This window comes from Blautia massiliensis (ex Durand et al. 2017), assembly GCF_001487165.1.
In the GTDB taxonomy this organism is placed as follows: domain Bacteria; phylum Bacillota; class Clostridia; order Lachnospirales; family Lachnospiraceae; genus Blautia_A; species Blautia_A fusiformis.
Window position 1 is genome coordinate 2,969,965 of sequence record NZ_LN913006.1, and the last position, 19,006, is coordinate 2,988,970.

Annotated in this window: 20 protein-coding genes and 1 riboswitch; of the genes, 18 read left to right on the top strand and 2 right to left on the bottom strand. The window is 46.3% G+C overall.

From position 1 onward, the window contains the following. Positions 1-78: 78 nt before the first annotated feature. The 4 genes from BN3261_RS14665 (at position 79) to BN3261_RS14680 (ending at position 2,661) form a co-directional block, all read left to right on the top strand. Complete coding sequence (locus tag BN3261_RS14665) at positions 79-576, top strand: RNA polymerase sigma factor (protein WP_059086641.1); 498 nt, start codon at positions 79-81, stop codon at positions 574-576. Then, on the top strand, positions 560-1,348 hold the full coding sequence (locus tag BN3261_RS14670) for a zf-HC2 domain-containing protein (protein ID WP_059086642.1): 789 nt from the start codon (positions 560-562) through the stop codon (positions 1,346-1,348). Before BN3261_RS14665 ends, BN3261_RS14670 begins: the two co-directional genes overlap by 17 nt. A 108-nt stretch (positions 1,349-1,456) precedes the next feature. Continuing rightward, positions 1,457-1,810 (top strand): arsenate reductase family protein, encoded by a 354-nt coding sequence (locus BN3261_RS14675; RefSeq protein ID WP_015526336.1) that lies wholly within the window; start codon positions 1,457-1,459, stop codon positions 1,808-1,810. Then, complete coding sequence (locus BN3261_RS14680) at positions 1,807-2,661, top strand: YitT family protein (RefSeq protein ID WP_015526335.1); 855 nt, start codon at positions 1,807-1,809, stop codon at positions 2,659-2,661. The genes BN3261_RS14675 and BN3261_RS14680 overlap by 4 nt, the downstream gene beginning before the upstream one ends. 63 nt (positions 2,662-2,724) lie before the next feature. Here the strand turns inward: BN3261_RS14680 and BN3261_RS14685 are convergent, their stop codons facing one another. After that, positions 2,725-4,107, bottom strand: coding sequence for an NCS2 family permease (locus tag BN3261_RS14685; RefSeq protein ID WP_059086643.1), 1,383 nt, complete (start codon positions 4,105-4,107; stop codon positions 2,725-2,727). Between the two features lie 213 nt (positions 4,108-4,320). Here BN3261_RS14685 and BN3261_RS14690 point away from each other — a divergent pair, with 213 nt between their 5' ends. The 9 genes from BN3261_RS14690 (at position 4,321) to BN3261_RS14730 (ending at position 11,956) form a co-directional block, all read left to right on the top strand. Continuing rightward, positions 4,321-4,809 carry a DUF1648 domain-containing protein gene (locus BN3261_RS14690; RefSeq protein ID WP_059086644.1) on the top strand — a complete coding sequence of 163 codons (489 nt, stop codon included), beginning with the start codon at positions 4,321-4,323 and terminating at the stop codon, positions 4,807-4,809. Between the two features lie 145 nt (positions 4,810-4,954). After that, complete coding sequence (locus tag BN3261_RS14695; RefSeq protein ID WP_059086966.1) at positions 4,955-5,227, top strand: hypothetical protein; 273 nt, start codon at positions 4,955-4,957, stop codon at positions 5,225-5,227. A gap of 271 nt (positions 5,228-5,498) precedes the next feature. After that, complete coding sequence (tnpA, locus tag BN3261_RS14700; RefSeq protein WP_059086645.1) at positions 5,499-5,921, top strand: IS200/IS605 family transposase; 423 nt, start codon at positions 5,499-5,501, stop codon at positions 5,919-5,921. After that, the gene (gene tnpB / locus BN3261_RS14705) at positions 5,921-7,018 is read left to right on the top strand and encodes an IS200/IS605 family element RNA-guided endonuclease TnpB (RefSeq protein ID WP_059086646.1); all 1,098 of its coding nucleotides are present in this window, start codon (positions 5,921-5,923) and stop codon (positions 7,016-7,018) included. The genes tnpA and tnpB overlap by 1 nt, the downstream gene beginning before the upstream one ends. 174 nt (positions 7,019-7,192) lie before the next feature. Next, positions 7,193-7,855: a DUF5110 domain-containing protein gene (locus BN3261_RS14710; RefSeq protein ID WP_059086647.1), complete on the top strand. Its 663-nt coding sequence runs from the start codon at positions 7,193-7,195 to the stop codon at positions 7,853-7,855. Between the two features lie 64 nt (positions 7,856-7,919). Further along, complete coding sequence (locus BN3261_RS14715; RefSeq protein WP_044961927.1) at positions 7,920-8,378, top strand: ferritin-like domain-containing protein; 459 nt, start codon at positions 7,920-7,922, stop codon at positions 8,376-8,378. 107 nt (positions 8,379-8,485) lie between these two features. After that, positions 8,486-8,665, top strand: a complete 180-nt coding sequence (locus BN3261_RS14720) for a DUF6472 family protein (RefSeq protein ID WP_015526328.1) — start codon at positions 8,486-8,488, stop codon at positions 8,663-8,665. A gap of 316 nt (positions 8,666-8,981) precedes the next feature. Next, positions 8,982-10,262 (top strand): 2-hydroxyacyl-CoA dehydratase subunit D, encoded by a 1,281-nt coding sequence (locus tag BN3261_RS14725; RefSeq protein WP_059086648.1) that lies wholly within the window; start codon positions 8,982-8,984, stop codon positions 10,260-10,262. Further along, positions 10,259-11,956, top strand: a complete 1,698-nt coding sequence (locus BN3261_RS14730) for an acyl-CoA dehydratase activase (protein WP_021652226.1) — start codon at positions 10,259-10,261, stop codon at positions 11,954-11,956. Before BN3261_RS14725 ends, BN3261_RS14730 begins: the two co-directional genes overlap by 4 nt. Before the next feature lie 54 nt (positions 11,957-12,010). Here BN3261_RS14730 and BN3261_RS14735 read toward each other — a convergent pair whose 3' ends face one another. Then, entirely contained in the window at positions 12,011-12,787 is a 777-nt protein-coding gene (locus BN3261_RS14735) for a helix-turn-helix domain-containing protein (RefSeq protein WP_015526326.1), read from the bottom strand. A 342-nt stretch (positions 12,788-13,129) separates the two neighbouring features. Between BN3261_RS14735 and BN3261_RS14740 the strand changes: the two genes are divergently transcribed. The 5 genes from BN3261_RS14740 to thiE all read left to right on the top strand — a co-directional run bounded on the left by BN3261_RS14740 (position 13,130) and on the right by thiE (position 18,536). After that, positions 13,130-14,635: an arabinosylfuranosidase ArfA gene (locus tag BN3261_RS14740; RefSeq protein ID WP_059086649.1), complete on the top strand. Its 1,506-nt coding sequence runs from the start codon at positions 13,130-13,132 to the stop codon at positions 14,633-14,635. 70 nt (positions 14,636-14,705) lie between these two features. Continuing rightward, positions 14,706-15,695 (top strand): aldo/keto reductase, encoded by a 990-nt coding sequence (locus BN3261_RS14745; protein ID WP_059086650.1) that lies wholly within the window; start codon positions 14,706-14,708, stop codon positions 15,693-15,695. A gap of 323 nt (positions 15,696-16,018) precedes the next feature. After that, a riboswitch (TPP riboswitch) is annotated at positions 16,019-16,121 on the top strand. 337 nt (positions 16,122-16,458) lie between these two features. Continuing rightward, entirely contained in the window at positions 16,459-17,013 is a 555-nt protein-coding gene (thiW, locus tag BN3261_RS14750; protein WP_015526323.1) for an energy coupling factor transporter S component ThiW, read from the top strand. Next, positions 16,976-17,878, top strand: a complete 903-nt coding sequence (locus tag BN3261_RS14755) for a hydroxyethylthiazole kinase (RefSeq protein ID WP_059086651.1) — start codon at positions 16,976-16,978, stop codon at positions 17,876-17,878. The genes thiW and BN3261_RS14755 overlap by 38 nt, the downstream gene beginning before the upstream one ends. 16 nt (positions 17,879-17,894) lie before the next feature. Beyond that, positions 17,895-18,536 carry a thiamine phosphate synthase gene (gene thiE, locus BN3261_RS14760; protein ID WP_015526321.1) on the top strand — a complete coding sequence of 214 codons (642 nt, stop codon included), beginning with the start codon at positions 17,895-17,897 and terminating at the stop codon, positions 18,534-18,536. Positions 18,537-19,006 lie beyond the last annotated feature (470 nt).

Consider the following 19,006-nt stretch of genomic DNA (forward strand, 5'->3'; position numbering starts at 1 on the left):
GAAATTTTGAAAGATTTTCTGTAACGTTTTTGAGATCAGTGCGTCTTATAAGTGAGAAGGGAGGAAAGAAGAAAGCCGATGAATATTGAGGAACTTTACCGGACATATTTTGACATTGTATATCGGTATATCCGTTCTATCTCACAGGATGGAGCGCTGGCTGAGGAAGTGACACAGGAGACATTTTTTAAAGCTCTGGAAAAGATAGATCAGTTCCGGGGTGACTGTGATGTGCGTGTGTGGCTTTGCCAGATTGCAAAGAATACGTTGTACGATCATCTGAAAAAGCAGAAAAAGCAACTTCCCGGAGAGGAGCAGCCGGAAACAGCAGAAAGCCATGGCGGAGAAATTTTTGAGGAAAAGCTGGCACAGCGGAGTCAGGCTATGGAGATCCACAAAGTTTTGCATGGCCTTTCGGAACCGTATAAAGAAGTTTTTTCCCTGCGGACATTCGGAGAGCTTAAGTTTAGTGAGATCGGAATGCTTTTTGGAAAAAGTGAAAACTGGGCGCGGGTGACTTATTACCGTGCAAGAGTAAAGATCAGAGAGGAGCTGGAATATGAAGATCACATGTGACGTAATACAGGATCTGATGCCATCTTATATAGATGGGATATTAAGCGAAGACAGTCGGGCGCTGGTGGAAGAACATATGGGAACCTGTCAGGAATGCAGAAAAATGTTGGAGATCATGAAAGAAGAGCAGGGAAAGGAGCAGGCCCGGATAAGATCATCTGTAGCTTCTGTAGCAGGATGTGGAACTGGTGGGACGGAAAATACTGAAAGTAATGCAAATACCGGAAGTGCAGCCGCGCTGAAAAAAATCCGGAAAAAATTAATAATACGCAGAGTGCTGACAGCAGCAGTGGCAGTTATCCTGACACTCATCGCTGCGGCAGCAGGCTACGACCACTGGTATTTCAACGAAAAATACATGACCTTGGAAAACAGCGGAATGTACGTAAAAAATAACAGTTTGTATTCTTCCAATAATCTCATCAATCGAATGAAAGTACAGTACACAGAAGATGGAAAAACAGAGTTCGTCTACGCCATTGACGCGCCATATGCAGGAACTCTGGAACTGAAAGGCGATGACATGCTGCTTCAGGATTTTTCCAAAAAGACAGAGGAAGTATCACCGGAAGACGACAGCACCCCGGAAACGGTAACAGAGGTTTATTATATGAGTGAGGAGGCCGGAAAGAAGAGCCTGGAATTAACAGAACTGGAAGCAAAGGGAGATCTGGATGCAGCGGAGAAAATTGTGGATGAGATGAAACAGAAATCGAAGCTGATATGGTCGGAACAAGAGGATAGAAATACCGCATCGTCTATGTTAAAATAAAACCTGGACAGTACAGTGAAAAAGTTCTATAAAAATTCTGTGCTGTAGGCAAAAAAAAAGACAGCAGTGAATTTACGTATTTACTGCCGAAGAACAGGGGGACATAAGATGTTATTTGTATGCTATCCAAAATGCAGTACCTGCAAAAAGGCTCAGAAATGGCTGGATGAGAGTGGCGCAGAATATACTTTGCGTGATATTAAGACGGACAATCCAACTGCAGAGGAACTGAAAGCCTGGTGGGAAAAAAGCGGTCTTCCGCTGAAGCGTTTCTTCAATACCAGTGGAAATATTTATAAAGAGATGAAACTGAAAGATAAACTTCCGGAGATGAGTGAGGAAGAGCAGCTTGCGCTTCTTGCAACAGACGGGATGCTTGTGAAACGACCAATCCTTGTTGGGAAAGACAAGGTGCTGGTGGGCGCTAAAGAAAAAGAATGGGAAGAGTATCTGAAATCATGAAAAAGAAACTGAATTATGCGGATATCGTTAAGGAAACCGTGATCCTCACCGTGGCAGTGGCGATCATCGCAGCGGCGGTATATTTTTTCCTAGTGCCAAGCCATACGTCGGTCAGCAGTATTTCCGGTCTTGGAATCGTGCTTTCCAACTTTGTGCCGCTGCAGCTGTCGGCGATTACCATGATCCTGAATGTGGTATTGCTGATCATTGGATTTTTTACCTGTGGAAGAGAGTTTGGAGTTAAGACGGTTTATACCAGTGTAATGCTGCCGTTGTTTCTGGGATTGTTTGAGATCATTTTTCCAAATTTCGGTTCCATGACAGACAGCCAGGAACTGGATGTTCTGTGTTATATTCTGGTAGTGAGTGTGGGACTTAGCATTCTTTTTAACAGGAATGCATCCTCAGGCGGACTGGACATCGTGGCGAAGATCATGAATAAGTATCTCCACATGGAACTTGGAAAAGCCATGTCTCTTTCCGGTATGTGCGTGGCACTTTCCGCGGCGCTTGTGTATGATAAAAAGACGGTGGTCTTAAGTATTCTGGGAACGTATTTTAACGGAATCGTTCTGGATCATTTTATTTTTGACAATAATATCAAGCGGCGTGTCTGCATCATCACGAAAAAGGAAGAGGAGCTGAGGCAGTTTATCATTCATGACCTGCACAGCGGAGCCACGATCTATGAGGCCATCGGAGCCTATAACATGGAAAAACGCCGTGAGATCATCACCATCGTAGATAAAGGTGAATATCAGAAGCTGATGAAGTTTATAAACCAGGAGGACCCGAAAGCGTTTATCACGGTTTATAATGTATCGAATATGCGGTATCAGCCGAAGAAATAAGAATATTTTGCTGGAATAAAAAAACTCCCGGGACAAAACTCCCGGGAATTTTTTTGCCATATTTTACAGGAAAATATATTTCAGGATAAACAGCACTGCCAGTACATACATCAGAGCGCTGATCTTCTTTTCTTTTGCCTTACCTGTGATCAGGTTGATGGCTACGTATGTGATAATTCCCATGGAGATACCTTCGGAAATGCTGTAGAAGAACGGCATTGCGATGATACATACATAACATGGGATCGCCTCGGACATATCGCTGAAATCAATGCTGATAACATTGCTGAGCATGTACAATCCAACGATCACCAGAGCCGGAGCTGTGGCAAAGGACGGGATTGCCAGGAAGATCGGAGACAGGAACAGGGACAGGCCAAATAAGATGGCAGTTGTCACTGCGGTAAGTCCGGTTCTTCCGCCTTCGGATACACCGGAAGCACTTTCTACGAAGGTAGTGGTTGTGGATGTACCAAGAACTGCACCGGCAGTTGTTGCAACTGCATCTGCAAGAAGTGCGCCCTTGATGTTAGGAAGCTTGCCATTTTCATCCAGCATGCCTGCTTTAGAAGAGACACCAACGAGAGTTCCAAGAGTATCAAAAAGATCTACAAATAAAAATGCAAACAGGATGACAAGGAAATCCAGTGAGAAAACTCCGTCAAACTGCAGCTTTGCAAAGATCGGAGCAAGGCTCGGGATAGAGAGTCCGTTGCTGAAATCCGGGAGCAGGCTGTAGAAGCCGATCTCCGGGTTCGGAACATAAAGTCCGGCGAACTGACAGATGATTCCAAGTCCCCATGTGATCAGGATACCCCAGAGGATGTTTCCCTTTACATTCTTAACAACCAGGATACCGGTTACGATGATACCGATCAGAGCCAGGATAACGGTGATCCCCACATTGTGGAAGGAAGCCTCTACACCCTTGGCTGCGTTGTAGCCATCTACAGAGAAAAGCTGCAGCAGAGTGGAGCCGCCGATCACGATATTGGCATTCTGTAATCCTACAAATGCAATAAAAAGACCGATACCAACACTGACTGCGGATTTCAGGTTCAGAGGGATCGCATTGAAGATCGCTTCACGTACATTGGTAAGTGAAAGAACGATAAATACGATACCTTCTGCAAAAACTGCAGTCAGTGCATACTGCCAGCTGTATCCCATACCGATAACAACTGTATAGGCAAAGTATGCGTTCAGACCCATTCCGGGTGCCAGTGCGAACGGGTAGTTGGCGAAGATTGCCATCAGCAGCGTTCCCAGGAAGGCTGCCAGTGCGGTAGCTGTAAATACAGCTCCGGAATCCATGCCGGTCGCAGACAGGATGTTCGGGTTAACTGCCAGGATATAGGCCATTGTCATGAAGGTGGTGATACCTGCCAGAACCTCTGTTTTGGTGTCCGTTTTATTTGCGGACAGCTTGAAGATTTTTTCTAACATATTTCTTTCCCTTTCTTAAATATGTTTTTGGACAACATGTCTATTTTATCATATAAAAATTTCGTATGCAATCATTAGTGCTTAACAGATATTGTTATGTAAGGTAATTTTTTGCAAAATACTTTTACAAGCAGGTAATTTGTGTGTAAAATACAGGAAAGAGAGTATTCGATTTACAGACGGGTTTATTCTGCAATGAAAGGGGGATGGATAATGTCTGAGAAAAAACTGCGGAATATTACAGATGTGCTCTGCTTTTTGATGATCCTTGGGTACGTGATGTATCTTGTGGCTACCTGGGGAAATCTGCCGGAGAGGGTGCCGATCCATTTTAATGCGCATGGGATCCCGGACCGGTATGGGAAGAAGGGCAGCCTTCTTCTGGAGCCGATTTTGGGGCTGCTGATCCTGGCACTTCTGATGTTCTGTCAGAGATTTCCACAGTGGTGGAATTATCCGGTTGAGGTGACAGAGGAAAACAGAGAGCATATCTTTGAAATCGCGTCAAAAATGATGTCTGTGATCAAACTGTTATCCATTGGAGTATGTCTTGATGCCGGGATCAGCGGGAATCTGGGAACGGCACCTATGTGGCCGGTGTGGATACTGATCACAGGGATTTTCGTGACATTGATCCTGGGGATCCGGGGGATATATAAGGCTGGTAAAGAAACTGGCATGGATGAGGATGATAAATCGTGAAGCGGTCGTGTTTGTGATCATATAGCAGAGTGGAAGGGAAATGTTCGATTTATTGTACTGAATATGGATGGAACCAGCGAAAGCGGATCGCGAATATCCGCTTGGTGAAATTATAATAAAAACAGGAAAGGAATCTCAGAAGCATATGGCAGATACAAGAACAGATGAGCTTTACAGAGCGCTTCAGGATAAGGGCTATCCCGATGAGCTGTGCCGGGAAATCGCCTATAAACATATGAATACCGATTACACAGCTACACGGATGCTGGGGTATTTATACAGGGTGACAAGTCCCAGAGTGGAGGATGTGATCGATGAGATGCTGGCGATCTTAAGTGATAGGGAAGCCATCGTCCGGAAGAAAGAGCTGGAGCACGCCCAGGCTACGATCAACAGCGTGTATCGGGAGGGTTTGTAACGGAAATCCCGGAGCTTTGCCAGTGCTGGCGGATCAGAAGCTTCATCCTTTAAGGAAAATCAGGAGATCATGGCTCTGGAGCATCATCTCCTTCCGCAGAAATTCATCATTGATAACTACATCAATATGAACGCACACTTTAATTTTATCCGTTTCTTTTAAACAGTATTGTTATTACGGTAGTGATTACTCTGATCGTAATTTATGCAAGTAATTGAAGATGGACAAAATAGTAATTGTATTAACTGATAAACCATAGTATAATACAAATATGAACACAACATATAAATCAAACAACAATGTCGTCTATTCCTGTAAATACCATGTAGTATGGTGTCCAAAGTATAGACGAAAAGTATTAATTAACGGTGTGGACGTCCGGCTGAAGGAGCTGCTCACAGAGTATGCTGCAAATCTTTCTGTAGACATTCTGGAGATGGAGATCATGCCAGACCATGTTCATATGCTTTTGGAAGTAGATCCTCAGTTTGGCATCCACAAAGCTGTAAAGTCATTTAAAGGCTATACGTCCAGAATTTTAAGACAGGAATTTCCCTATCTTAAAACGAAAATGCCGACTCTCTGGACAAACAGCTATTTTGTATCGACGGTAGGCGGTGCTCCGCAGGAAACAGTAAAACAGTATATTGAAAACCAGAAAACATCGCAGAGACAAAAGGATAAGATGGGATAATGCAAAAAGGAATTAAATTTAGGATCTACCCGAACAGAGAACAGAAAAACTTCATCCATCAGACCCTGGAATGTTGCCGGTTCATCTACAACCGGGGACTTGCCATGCGTAAGGAAGGCTATGAAAATGGGGAAAAGATCGGCTATTCCCAGACTTCCGCCATGCTGACTGAACTGAAAAAGCAAGAGGAGTTTGCCTTTCTGAAAGCAGCAGATTCCATTGCATTACAGCAGTCTTTGCGGGATCTCGACCGGGGATTTGTGAATTTCTTTGAGAAACGGGCTTCCTATCCAACCTTCAAAAGTAAACATAACCGGTTCCAGTCATACAGAACGGTAAATCAAAAAGATAATATTCGTATTGTGGGAAGATATATCAAACTTCCGAAACTTGGATTTGTTAAAATACGGCAGTCGATGGAAGTGGAAAAGATTAATCACGTGATCATTGAGCACACACCGGCTGGAAAATATTTTGCGGTTTTAAATGTTGATTTTGAACCGGAACCACGCTCAAATGCTGGCGGAACGATAGGGATTGATGTCGGGATCAAAGCGTTCTACTCCGACAGTAATGGAAATACGGTATCAAATCCCAGATATCTGGAACGCTCAATGCGAAAACTCATAAGAGAACAGCGCAGGCTTTCCCGAAAACAAAAAGATTCCCATAACCGCGAGAAGCAGCGGATCAGGGTGGCAAGAGTGTATGAGAAAGTAACCAATCAGCGGAATGATTTCCTGCAGAAACAGTCAACGATGCTGGTGCGTGAAAACCAAACCATCTGTATTGAAGATCTGAATGTTAAGGGGATGATCCGGAATCATAAACTGTCAAAATCGATAGCGAGTGTTTCCTGGGCAAAATTTTTTGAAATGCTGGAATATAAAGCTGGCTGGTATGGAAATGAAATTCACAGAGTACCAACGATGTATCCGAGCAGTCAGACCTGCAGCTGTTGTGGCTACAGAAATCCACGGATAAAAAATCTGGGCATTCGTATCTGGGAGTGTCCCAAATGCCATGCGGTTCATGACCGGGATACGAATGCAAGTATCAATATTCTGAAAAAAGGACTGCAGATGCAGTCTGCATAAAGATAAAAACTGTACCGTAGGGCATACGGGAACAGTATAAATATAGCTTGTGGACACTGTGTAAGACATTGCAGTACCGTAAGGTGTTTGCCAATGCAGTAGTGGGAGAAGCAAGAATCCCCCTGCTTTAGCTGTGGGGAGTGTCAAACAGGTCTGCGCTATGAGGGTGGACGAATGGTGGATATGTACCGTACTCTGGACAGTATCCCGGTTCTTGCAAAAGCAGGCGGTATTCTGGTGATGACCGATGAGATCCGTGGAACAGAGGCGGAAAAGAATCCGGAAAGCCTGAATATCCGGGTATTCCCGGGTGCTGACGGAAGCTTCAGATTGTATGAGGATGATAACGAAACCTGTGCTTACGAAAATGGTGCCTGTGTATTTACGGAAATGGATTATAAGGAAAAGGATCAGGGAGTGTTTACCATTCATCCCGCACAGGGAAAAACAGAGCTGATCCCGGCAAAGAGAGCTTATACCGTGGAGTTCTGTGATTTTGCGAAAACAGGAACAGATACTGTGAAGGTTCTGGTTAACGGAGCAGAGACTGAGGCTGCTGTAAAATATGAAGAGAAACTTCAGAAGATCTGTGTGGAAGTGGAAGCAGACACAGCGGCAGAGGTGCAGATCATTCTTGCAGGAGAGGTAGCGGATAATCGTATAGAGAAACGTACCTTTGATTTCCTGAACCAGGCAGAGATCGGTTTTGTACTGAAGGACAGATTATATCAGCTGATCACAGCCGGAAAGAATCTGCCGGTTCTTTTATCTGAGCTTCAGTCCATGGAGCTGGACAAGGATCTTTACGGAGCACTGATGGAGATCCTGACTGCGTAAAACATGAATAAAATCGCGTTTCCAAACCATACTATCATTATTATCAAAAGAAAGGATGATCATAATGATATTAAAGGAAAAAGAACGCACAGTGATCCAGGATCTTCAGACACAGGAAAAAAGCTGCATTGAAAAATACGGAAAATACGCACAGCAGGCCAGGGATCCGGAGCTTAAAAGCTTATTTCAGACTCTTCAGAAAAAAGAGCAGGAGCATTACGATTCCCTGAGCCAGGTGCTTTCCGGTACAGTTCCACAGGTAAACTGTAATGACAGTGACGGCCGTGATTACCAGCCAAAGGCTGCTTACACATCGGTGATGTCCTCAGAGGATAAGGAACACGATGCTTTTCTTGCAACAGACTGTATCGGAACAGAAAAGCTGATTTCCGGAGAATACAACTCGGATGTTTTTGCTTTTGAAGACAGTGGTGTGCGGAAGCTTCTGGCAGATATCCAGGTGGAAGAGCAGAATCATGCGGAGATGCTTTACAAATATAAGACTGTGAACGGAATGTTTTGATATATAAAAAAGGGAGGATTTCAGTAATGGAATTCTTCCTTTTTTTATTATATAATCAGGAGAACAGCAGGGAGAAATACTTTCCTGCAAAGAGAGGAGAAATAAATATGAAGGGAACCAGCTGCGAATACTGTGCAAACTATACATATGATGAAGAGTGTGACGAATATTATTGTGATGTCAATCTGGATGAGGATGAATATTATCGTTTTGTGAGCAGTGATTACAAGGAATGTCCGTATTATCGTTCCGGAGATGAATATAAGGTGGTACGTCATCAGATGTGATACAGAGTAACGGAAAAAACAGAGCAGAAGATAATGTGATAAGACAAATGCAGGTTTTCCACGAAAAGGAATGCGAGTTTTGTGGAAAATCTGCATTTTGATGTTTTGATATGTGTAAAAGGATTCAAATTTGTAAAAATTGGCGTGTTTACATTTGAAAAAAATATCTTTATAATAAAAATATTGGTCTGACAGGTGGAACCTTTATATCATCCAGACGATGATAATGCTACAGGATTTTGTCTGAGACAAAATTTCGGGTAAGCGTCTGACAGACTTATAATAGATTTTTTGATTTGACGGAGGATGTGACAGATTGGATATTATAAAGAAATTCGGGGATATGGTGGGAGAGAGATCCATCAGGGATCCGGAAAAAGCACGAAAACTTCTTCTCACTGGATACCGGCTTCAGGAAAAACGTCTGCAGCTTTTTCCTGACAGGAAGCTTCCTGCTTCGGGACAGTATGTAGCCCGTATAGTCATGCAGAATATTATCAAAGCCCTTGCAAAACCGGACGATACCGCTCTGGTGAGCATTTTTGTACCGGGAGAGCTTCTGACAGCAGCAGGGATCACTCCGTATTCCGTGGAGGCAATGTCCTGCTTCATCGCTGGAACCAGATGCGAGCAGGCATTTCTGACACAGACGGAATCAGAGGGCTTTCCGGAAACCATGTGCTCCTATCACAGAGTTTTTCTGGGAGCGTCCATGACAGGATTGGTACCGAAGCCCAAATGTACCATCTACACAAACCTTGCCTGCGATGGAAACATGATGACGTTTCCTTATCTGAAACAGAAGTATCAGATCCCGGGCTTTTATATTGACGTACCCTATGAAAAAAATCAGGATTCCATCAGCTATGTTGCAGATCAGCTCCGTGAGCTGAAGAAATTCTTGGAGGATGTAGGCGGGAAAAAAATCTCCGAGCAGTCGGTACAGCGTGCAGTTGCCAACAGCAATGAAGCGGCCTCCTATTACAGCAGCCAGCTTGCCCTCAGAAAGGATCACGATCCGGTGACTTCCCTGACAAATGAGCTGTATGCGATCTTTATGTGTCATCTTCTGGCGGGCTCAGAGGAATCCCTGAAATACACAAAAATGCTTCTTGAGGATGTGAAGAAGGCACCAAAGGGGGAAGGTCTTCATATTTTGTGGATGCATATGATGCCGTTTTTGCAGGAGCCGGTAAAGGATGTATTTAATTACAGCCAGAACGTGCATATCCGTGCCTGTGATTTTGTTGCAGACGGTTTTCAGCGGATGCAGGCCTCGGATCCTTATGAGGCCCTTGCGGAAAAAATGGTCAACTGCATTTACAACGGAAGTGTGAAGCAGAGGATCCGGCGTGCTCAGGAGCTGGCGAACCTTACAGAGGCAGACGGCGGGATCCTTTTTGCGCATTGGGGCTGCAAGGGAACCATCGGAGCTTCCAGCCTGATCAAAAATTCTCTGGAAAATGCAGGACTTCCAACCATGGTCCTGGACGGTGACGGCTGTAACCCGGCCAATTCCAGTGACGGCCAGGTATCCACACGACTTCAGGCATATCTGGAAATGCTGTCAGAAGGTAAGGAGGAAAAACGGTCATGATACATTACGTCTGTAAATATACACCGCTGGAGCTGTTTAAGGGCTTTGGCGAGGAATGTGCGGTTCTTGAGGAAATGCCGGAGAATTTTGAGCTTTCGGACCAGATCGCCCATGCTAATCTCTGTGGCTTCGGAAAATCTGTGATCCAGGCAGTGCTGGAGGGAAAGGTAGAGCAGCTTGTTCTTGTTAACTGCTGTGATTCCATGCGCCGTGTGTACGACATTGTGGAAAGTACCGGTAAATGTAAATTTCTGTACATGCTGGACATGCCTCATGAGGATAACGACTGTGAAAAGGTGAAGCTTGCCCAGGGCATCCACCGTCTGAAGAAAGCTTATGAGAAATTTTCGGGGAAAACCTTCGACAGAAGTGGATTTCTGAATGCTTTTTCCCATGAGCCTGTGGATAACCAGCCGTATATCGGTGTTCTGGGTGTCCGTGTCAGCGGCATCCTGGAAAAAATGATCCGGGATAATATCCGCATGGATGTGGAAAACCTGACCTGTACAGGTGGAAGACGTCTTGCAGTGATCCGTGAGGAGCTGGAAAAAATGGAAGACGATGCCATGTTCCTGGCTTATGCGGATGCACTTCTTTCCCAGATGCCCTGCTTCCGTATGAACAACAGCACCCGAAGAAACCGGCTGTATCTGGATCCGAACCTGAAGGGAATCATTTATCATACTATTAAATTCTGCGACTATTACGGATTTGAGTATGCAAGCATCAAGCGTGATATCAAGGTTCCGCTTCTGAAGATCGAGACAGATTTTACAAGCCAGAGTGCAGGACAGCTCCTTACCAGAGTGCAGGCTTTTGCGGAGACCCTGGAAGGCTCTGAGGATATGGACCCATCAAAAGGAATCAGCGAGGAGATAAGGAAAAAAATGGAATCAGGAGTTTATTATGTGGCAGGGATCGACAGCGGTTCCACAAGTACGGATGTTGTGATCCTGGATAAAGACGGAAAAATTAAATCGACCATGATCATTCCCACAGGCGGCGGCGCTATGATGAGTGCAGAGAAGAGCCTGGAGATGGCCGTGGAAAAAGCAGGGATCAGGAAAGAAGATATCGTGCGTATCGTTACTACCGGATATGGACGCGCCTATATTGACAGTGGTGATGACAGTATCACAGAGATTACCTGTCACGCAAAGGGAGCCCATTATCTGAATCCGAATGTGCGTACAGTTATCGACATCGGCGGTCAGGATATCAAGGCGATCAGCATTGACGAGAACGGTGCGGTAAAAAATTTCCTGATGAACGATAAATGTGCAGCAGGAACCGGACGATTCCTGGAAATGATGGCCCGTACTCTTGGACTTTCCCTGGAGGAGATGAGTACCCGTGGCCTGGAGTGGAAAGAGAATGTAGTGATCTCAAGCATGTGTACTGTATTTGCAGAGTCCGAGGTAGTTTCCCTGGTTGCCCAGAATAAGGACGTGGCAGATATCATCCATGGTCTGAATGTATCTGTTGCTTCCAAGGTAGGAGCTCTTGCAGCCCGCCTTGGCAAAAAGAATCCGGGGGAATACATGATGACCGGTGGTGTTGCCAGAAATAAAGGTATCATCCAGGCACTGGAGGAGAAGCTGGGGGCGAAGCTTTATATCTGTGATGAGGCACAGCTTTGTGGTGCGCTTGGTGCGGCACTGTTTGCTTATGAGAAGTGTAATGCGGCACGGTGATCAGATCAGACAAGTTGCCTGCGCAGTGAATGCAGAGTGTGAATATCCTTTTGGTCAGGGGCGGCGTGCCCACTCACTGGGCGAACAGCCACAGTTCTTTCGGAAGTACCGGCTGAAGTGGGAGAGATTTGAAAATCCGCACAGCAGAGCCACCTGTTGAACAGGCAGAGCTTCGTTGGTGAGCAGATTTTTGGCTTTTTCCAGACGGAGCAGATTCAGGTCAGCATGAGGGGTACTGTCAAAAAAATTCCGGTAACAGGAATAAAACTGACTTTTTTCGAGATTAGCCATGGCGCAGAGCTTTTCTGTTGTCCATGGCTTTTCGTAATTTGTAAGCATTTCCAGACGGATTTTTTGGAACAGGCTGCAGAGCTCCGAGTCTGCAGACTTGCCTGTATCTGTACTGCGGAGTTCCCGTGAGGCTGTGATCATCAGCTGGCAGAGCAGGGCATACTCGTAGTCCCGGGAAAAAACTTCTCTGTTCAGATATTCATGCTGCAGCTTCTGGATACAGTGATCGATCTCCTGGCAGTCACTGGGGTAAAAAATTTCGTTGCAGGGAAGTCCGAACCGTTTTGCCAGGTTTTCTCCGCAGGAAAAATGGACATAACTGTTCCGAAATTTTCGCACAGCCTGATAATGCTGGGGATTTCCCGGAATATAAAAGATGCAGGCATTATCCCGGGTGACAGTAAGCTGACCGCCCAGATAAACCTTCATTGGTGTTTTAAATAAAAGAAAAAGAAAATCTCCGCTTCCCTCCGGTCGGAAAATCCTGTCGTAATCGGAGTTGGAACGGTTGTATTCGCAGAAATTTAAGGTGAAATCCATGAAAATGCTGCGCTCCTTTCATTACGTAGATCAGACAATCCGACTGTGGCATTGTAAAGAACTTTCTGTCTGGAAGTATAAAGTAAAGTGACAGAGGGACGTCCGTCTGGTAAGACTGTCTTTACGATAAATCTTACCGGAAAAAAAGTCAACTGTTTCGGAAGATAATCACTGGTATGGATAGAACAGGATGGTAAAATGAAACATAGAAACGGTTGATTTCCGATCTGTCTGAGAGTGTGTGAGCGAACAGAGGCATAAGAGCCTGTATATGGCGGAATCGGAAACAGAGTCCAATGCAGTGGCAGGCAGAAAATAATAATTTACAGGAGGATTTTTACAATGAAAAAAGCGCAGATCATCGTGGACAAATATTTCCTCACCGGAAAAACAGACAAAAGGATCTATGGTTCCTTTATAGAACATCTCGGACGTGCGGTTTATGAGGGGATTTATCAGGAAGGCAGCCCCCTTTCTGATGAGCAGGGATTTCGGAAGGATACTCTGGAACTGGTAAGGGAGCTTCAGGTACCGATCGTTCGTTATCCGGGCGGAAATTTTGTATCCGGATTCCGTTGGGAGGATAGTGTCGGGCCGAAAACTCAGCGTCCGTCCAGACCGGAGCTGGCCTGGGGTGTCATCGAGACAAACCAGTTTGGACTCAATGAGTTTGTGGACTGGTCCAGAAAAGCCGGCAGCGATGTGATGATGGCAGTAAACCTGGGAACAAGAGGACCGGAGGATGCGAAAAATCTTTTGGAATACTGTAACTTTAAGGGTGGTACCTATTACAGTGATCTCCGTAAAGCTCACGGCTATGAACAGCCGCATGATATCAAATTATGGTGTCTCGGAAACGAGATGGACGGTCCGTGGCAGATGGGACATAAAACTGCGGCAGAGTACGGAAGAGTTGCAGCAGAGACTGCCCGCCTGATGAAATTTATGGATCCGGAGGTTGAGACTGTTGCATGCGGAAGCTCCAGTCTGGAAATGCCTACCTTTGGCTCCTGGGAGTATACGGTTCTTGACGAGGCTTACGATCAGGTGGATTATCTTTCCCTGCATCAGTACTATGGAAATGCATCGGGAGACACTGCCGATTTTCTGGCAAGCTCCAAGGGCATGGATGATTTTATCTCAGGAGTGGTTTCCATCTGCGATGCTGTAAAAGCAAAGAAGCATGGAAAAAAACAGATCAATCTTTCCTTCGACGAGTGGAACGTATGGTACCACAGCAATGAACAGGATAAAAAGCTGGAAAAATGGGTACAGGCGCCCCATCAGCTGGAGGATGTTTATAACTTTGAGGATGCACTTCTTGTGGGAAGCATGTTGATCACACTTCTCCGTCATGCAGATCGTGTAAAGATCGCCTGCATGGCACAGCTGGTAAATGTTATTGCGCCGATCATGACATCCGATACAGGCGCATGGCGTCAGACGATCTTTTATCCGTATATGCTGACAAGTGTGTTTGGAAGAGGAACCGTCCTTAATACACAGGTTCTCACACCTATATATGAAAGCAAGACTTATGGAGAAGCTCCATATCTGGATTCTGTGTGTGTCTGGGATGAGGAAAAGGATACGCTGACGATCTTTGCAGTGAATAAGAGTCTGGATGAGGATATGGAAGTTTCCTGTGACTTGAGACAGTTTGAGGGATATAAGATCGTAGAGCATATCGTGCTGAATAACGATAATCTTCAGGCAGTCAATACAGAGACGCAGCCCGAGAATGTAGTTCCTGTAAAAGCCAGTGCAGAGTGCTCAAAGTTGGACGGCGGAAAACTGGAAGCAGTTTTTGCAAAACACAGCTGGAATATGATCCGTCTTGCGAAATAAGGGCCGGTGAAGTATAGTAAAAGCAGTTACAGAAAATGTAAATCATGCTACATTATGGGAGGTCTTTTTTATGTACACACCTGCAAAGGAACGCTACGAAACTATGGAGTACAACCGCTGCGGTGAAAGCGGCCTGATGCTTCCGAAGGTGTCTCTTGGATTATGGCATAATTTCGGAGATACTTCTGATTATGAAAACATGAAGCAGCTGTGTTTCACAGCTTTTGACAATGGTATCACACAGTTTGACCTTGCCAATAATTACGGACCTGCCTATGGAAGTGCGGAACGGAATTTCGGCAAGATCCTGAAAGAAGAACTGATGCCATACCGTGATGAGCTGATCATCACAACAAAGGCAGGCTATGATATGTGGGAAGGTCCTTATGGAAACTGGGGCAGCCGCAAGTATCTTCTGGCGAGCCTTGACCAGAGCCTGAAGCGCATGGGTCTGGAATATGTGGATATTTTTTACCATCACAGAATGGATCCTGAGACTCCGCTTGAGGAGACTATGGGGGCGCTGGCAACAGCGGTTCAGCAGGGCAAGGCTCTCTATGTGGGACTTTCCAATTATGATGGAAAAACCTTAAGCCAGGCGGCAGCGATCCTGAAGGATCTGAAATGCCCCTTTGTGATCAACCAGAACCGGTATTCCATTTTTGACAGAACTGTGGAAGAAAACGGTCTCAAGAGAACCACCGGCATTTTGAAAAAAGGTCTGATCACTTTTAGCCCTCTTGCTCAGGGACAGCTGACAGACCGTTACCTGAACGGGATCCCGGAGGACAGCCGTATCCGCAAAGATGGAAGATTCCTTAAGGAAAGTGTGCTGACGCCGGAGCGTCTGGATCAGATCCGGAGACTGAACGATCTGGCAGCCCAGCGTGGAGAGAAGCTGGCTGATATGGCGCTTGGCTGGCTGCTTCAGCATAAGGAAGTTACCAGTGTTCTGATCGGAGCTTCCAAGCCGCAGCAGATCCTTGATAATGTGAAAGCGATCCACTGTGCACCGTTTACAGCTGAGGAGCTGCGTCTGATCGACGAGATCTCAAAATAAGATTTATATACTTCCTGTTTTACTATGAAAAGTAGTGAAGCAGGGAGTTTTTTATGTCGAAATAATTGTTTAACTGAATTAGGAAAGTTTCCGGGTTACTGTTCACTGGTAATATTCCGCGAGGTGTTTTTTGTGAGCGAAGGTCACAGAAAACCCGAGACATACCGCGCGAATTTATGCGATTACCATAAATTCTGTGCATCGCGAAAGCGTGTTGCTGAGAACGGAGTGAACAGTAACGTCTCCGGTGGGAGTGCAAAGAGCAATAAGCAGTGGAGGTTTGACAACGGGATAGGTGTGTGCTATATTGAAAAACAGAAAAGAAAAGAGCCAGCGGGAGCTTGTGTGACAGGCTGAGAGGAAGATAGATCTTCGACCGTACCTGATTTGGGTAATGCCAACGGAGGGATTGTGATCTGAGAGCGTGTCTCCGTGGAGTTTTCCATGGGATGCGCTCTTTTCGGATGCAGGAATGGAACTGGAATGTTCTGACAATGTGGGGATGTGAAAGTGCCAGAGACTGCATGTGGAGCTTCTGCGAAAGAGCGGGCAGGAAGGGGAGCGCCTTAATGTCTGGCAGGAGAGTGATATTCCGGAGGATTTTTCCGGAAGGATCATGTAAGCGATGGGAATCCGTGTTTTCGGAGTGAGAGGAAGTAAGGGAACTTCGACCGCCAAAATCTAATGGCAGACTGCAGCAGACGGGAAGCTTTTGCCCGGATCTGACAGGGCTCTGCCTGATATTTCAGGGAGGAAAAACACTATGGAAAAACAAAGGATGCACACGCTTCGTATGGTAATGCTGGCAATGATGGTTGCGATCGGTGTCGTTATTTCACCGATTCTGAGGATTGAGGGAATGTGCCCCACGGCGCATCTTGTCAATATCGTATGCTCGGTTCTGATGGGACCGTGGTATTCCCTTCTCTGTGCGACCATGATCGGCGTGATCCGTATGATGTTTATGGGAATCCCGCCACTTGCACTGACCGGTGCAGTATTTGGCGCATTTCTTTCAGGTGTGTTCTACAGACTTTCCAAAGGCAAGATCATCTGCGCGGTGATCGGTGAGATCTTTGGAACGGGTATCATCGGGTCCATGGTTTCTTATCCGGTGATGGCATTCCTGATGGGAAGAGGCGGACTGACAGCATTTTATTATACGCCGATGTTCCTTGCAGCAACCACAATGGGAGGATGTGTTGCCTATATTTTCCTGAAGGCTCTGAGTAAAGCAGGTCTTCTGGTGAAATTCCAGGCAGCTTTGGGTTCAAAAACATATGAGACAAAGAATTTTACAACTGCGAAAGCGAATTAAAGAAGAAAAGCCGCTGATCCATTGCATCACCAATCCGATCTCGATCCATGACTGTGCCAACGTGGTCCTTGCAGTAGGTGCAAGGCCGATCATGGCGGAGCATCCGGCAGAGGTGACAGATATTACGGCATCGGCTGGTGCGCTGATGCTGAATCTCGGGAATATTACCGATGCCAGGATCGAGTCAATGAAGCGTTCTATGAGAACAGCGATGGAAAATAAGATCCCGGTTCTTCTGGACCTGGTAGGGGTTGCCTGCAGTGATCTCAGGCTGAATCTGGCGAGGGAGCTTTTAAGGATCGGTCATCCGGCAGTGCTGAAGGGAAATATGTCAGAGCTTCTGGCTGTTTCCGGGCTGCCGTCTCATGCGATCGGAATCGATGCGGGTGTCGAGGATGCTCTGACTGAGGAAAATATCGATGGAGTCAGTGAAGTGCTTAAGGCTTTTTCCAGAAATAATCAGGCAATCGTGCTGGCTACCGGGAAACAGGATTTTGTTACGGATGGTGAACGGGTTGTTCTGGTACAAAATGGCAGTGCGGCGCTGTCCGGGATCACAGGAACCGGCTGTATGGTCGGTGCACTGACTGCGGCGTTTTTGCCGGGGTGCGAAGATAATATTGCGAAAGAGATGACGGATAGTATAGAGGCAGGTGTCTGGTCTGGCGTTGAGATGGAATTAAATGGGAGATCCGGGAATTATCTGGCTGCGGCAGTGCTTGGTACTGCACTTATGGGTATCGCCGGCGAGGAAGCGGAGAAGATTTCCCGCGGTCCGGGAAGCTTTCAGGTAAATCTGCTGGATGAGATCTATGGGCTTTCGGATCGACAGCTGCTGGATCTGTTGAAGATTGAAATGCACTGAAAAAGAGGAGATTAGGATGGATAGAAAAGATTTGGATGTAACATTGTATCTGGTGACGGATAGTTCTTATCATACGGAGGAGTCTTTGCTCCGTACGGTTGAGGAGGCTTGTAAGGGTGGTGTGACTCTGGTCCAGCTTCGCGAGAAGAATAAGGGTGGACGGGAGTATCTGGATAAGGCTTTTAAGGTGAAGGAGATCACAGATCGTTACAATGTGCCGCTGATCATTGATGATCGTGTGGATGTGGCGCTGGCCTGTGATGCGGCTGGTGTGCATGTTGGAGCTTCTGATATTCCGGTTGCTGTGGCAAGGAAGCTGATGGGACCGGATAAGATCGTGGGGGCTACTGCCAAGACGGTGGAGGCTGCTGTGAAGGCTTATGAGGATGGTGCGGATTATCTTGGTGTGGGGGCGATTTATCCTACTACTACTAAGGTTGTGACGATCCTTACCAAGGTTTCTACGTTGAAGGATATCTGTGAGGCGGTTCCGATTCCGGCGGTTGCGATCGGGGGATTGAATGCCGGGAATATGGATGTGCTTGAGGGCGCCGGTATGAGTGGTATGGCGGTTGTTTCTGCGATCATGAAGGCGGAGGATCCGAAGAAGAATGCGCGGGAGCTGAAGGAGAAGATTGTTGCTTTGATGGGAAAGTGATTTAGGAAATGAATGGAGAGCAGTGGTGGATTTGAGGTTCATTGCTGTTCTTTTTTTGTTGAAATACGGACGCCCGTGAGGCGTGTGCTGCCTGTCGCCGGGGCTTCGTCGGGGGCTGGCTTCTAGGCTGCCGGAATTCTGCTAAAATCGTTTTCCAAAAGTCCAAACTCGCGTCTTGCAGCCGCTCAGACAGCGGACTTTTGAAAAACAACGCAGATTTCCGCCAGCCAAGAATCAGCTCCCCTCCTGCAGAGTCCGGCGACAGGCAGCACACGCCTCACGGGCTGGTTTTTCAAGGCGTCAGGGGAGGGTGGCTGCTCGGGAGTTTGGGTGTAAATGTTGGGTTGAGTGGTCTGCCGGGAATGCGATGAGGCATCAGCGCTGCGCTGGATGCCTGGGAGGAAAGGCTGAGTTTCCGGTTGTCTGACGGTAGGGTGGCCGAGGCGCTTCGCTGTCGGCTGGTAGAGCGA

Coding starts and splice junctions, on each gene's coding strand:
- BN3261_RS14665 (WP_059086641.1), top strand. CDS start 79: ATGAATATTGAGGAACTTTACCGGACATATTTTGACATTGTATATCGG.
- BN3261_RS14670 (WP_059086642.1), top strand. CDS start 560: ATGAAGATCACATGTGACGTAATACAGGATCTGATGCCATCTTATATA.
- BN3261_RS14675 (WP_015526336.1), top strand. CDS start 1,457: ATGTTATTTGTATGCTATCCAAAATGCAGTACCTGCAAAAAGGCTCAG.
- BN3261_RS14680 (WP_015526335.1), top strand. CDS start 1,807: ATGAAAAAGAAACTGAATTATGCGGATATCGTTAAGGAAACCGTGATC.
- BN3261_RS14685 (WP_059086643.1), bottom strand. CDS start 4,107: ATGTTAGAAAAAATCTTCAAGCTGTCCGCAAATAAAACGGACACCAAA.
- BN3261_RS14690 (WP_059086644.1), top strand. CDS start 4,321: ATGTCTGAGAAAAAACTGCGGAATATTACAGATGTGCTCTGCTTTTTG.
- BN3261_RS14695 (WP_059086966.1), top strand. CDS start 4,955: ATGGCAGATACAAGAACAGATGAGCTTTACAGAGCGCTTCAGGATAAG.
- tnpA (WP_059086645.1), top strand. CDS start 5,499: ATGAACACAACATATAAATCAAACAACAATGTCGTCTATTCCTGTAAA.
- tnpB (WP_059086646.1), top strand. CDS start 5,921: ATGCAAAAAGGAATTAAATTTAGGATCTACCCGAACAGAGAACAGAAA.
- BN3261_RS14710 (WP_059086647.1), top strand. CDS start 7,193: ATGGTGGATATGTACCGTACTCTGGACAGTATCCCGGTTCTTGCAAAA.
- BN3261_RS14715 (WP_044961927.1), top strand. CDS start 7,920: ATGATATTAAAGGAAAAAGAACGCACAGTGATCCAGGATCTTCAGACA.
- BN3261_RS14720 (WP_015526328.1), top strand. CDS start 8,486: ATGAAGGGAACCAGCTGCGAATACTGTGCAAACTATACATATGATGAA.
- BN3261_RS14730 (WP_021652226.1), top strand. CDS start 10,259: ATGATACATTACGTCTGTAAATATACACCGCTGGAGCTGTTTAAGGGC.
- BN3261_RS14735 (WP_015526326.1), bottom strand. CDS start 12,787: ATGGATTTCACCTTAAATTTCTGCGAATACAACCGTTCCAACTCCGAT.
- BN3261_RS14740 (WP_059086649.1), top strand. CDS start 13,130: ATGAAAAAAGCGCAGATCATCGTGGACAAATATTTCCTCACCGGAAAA.
- BN3261_RS14745 (WP_059086650.1), top strand. CDS start 14,706: ATGTACACACCTGCAAAGGAACGCTACGAAACTATGGAGTACAACCGC.
- thiW (WP_015526323.1), top strand. CDS start 16,459: ATGGAAAAACAAAGGATGCACACGCTTCGTATGGTAATGCTGGCAATG.
- BN3261_RS14755 (WP_059086651.1), top strand. CDS start 16,976: ATGAGACAAAGAATTTTACAACTGCGAAAGCGAATTAAAGAAGAAAAG.
- thiE (WP_015526321.1), top strand. CDS start 17,895: ATGGATAGAAAAGATTTGGATGTAACATTGTATCTGGTGACGGATAGT.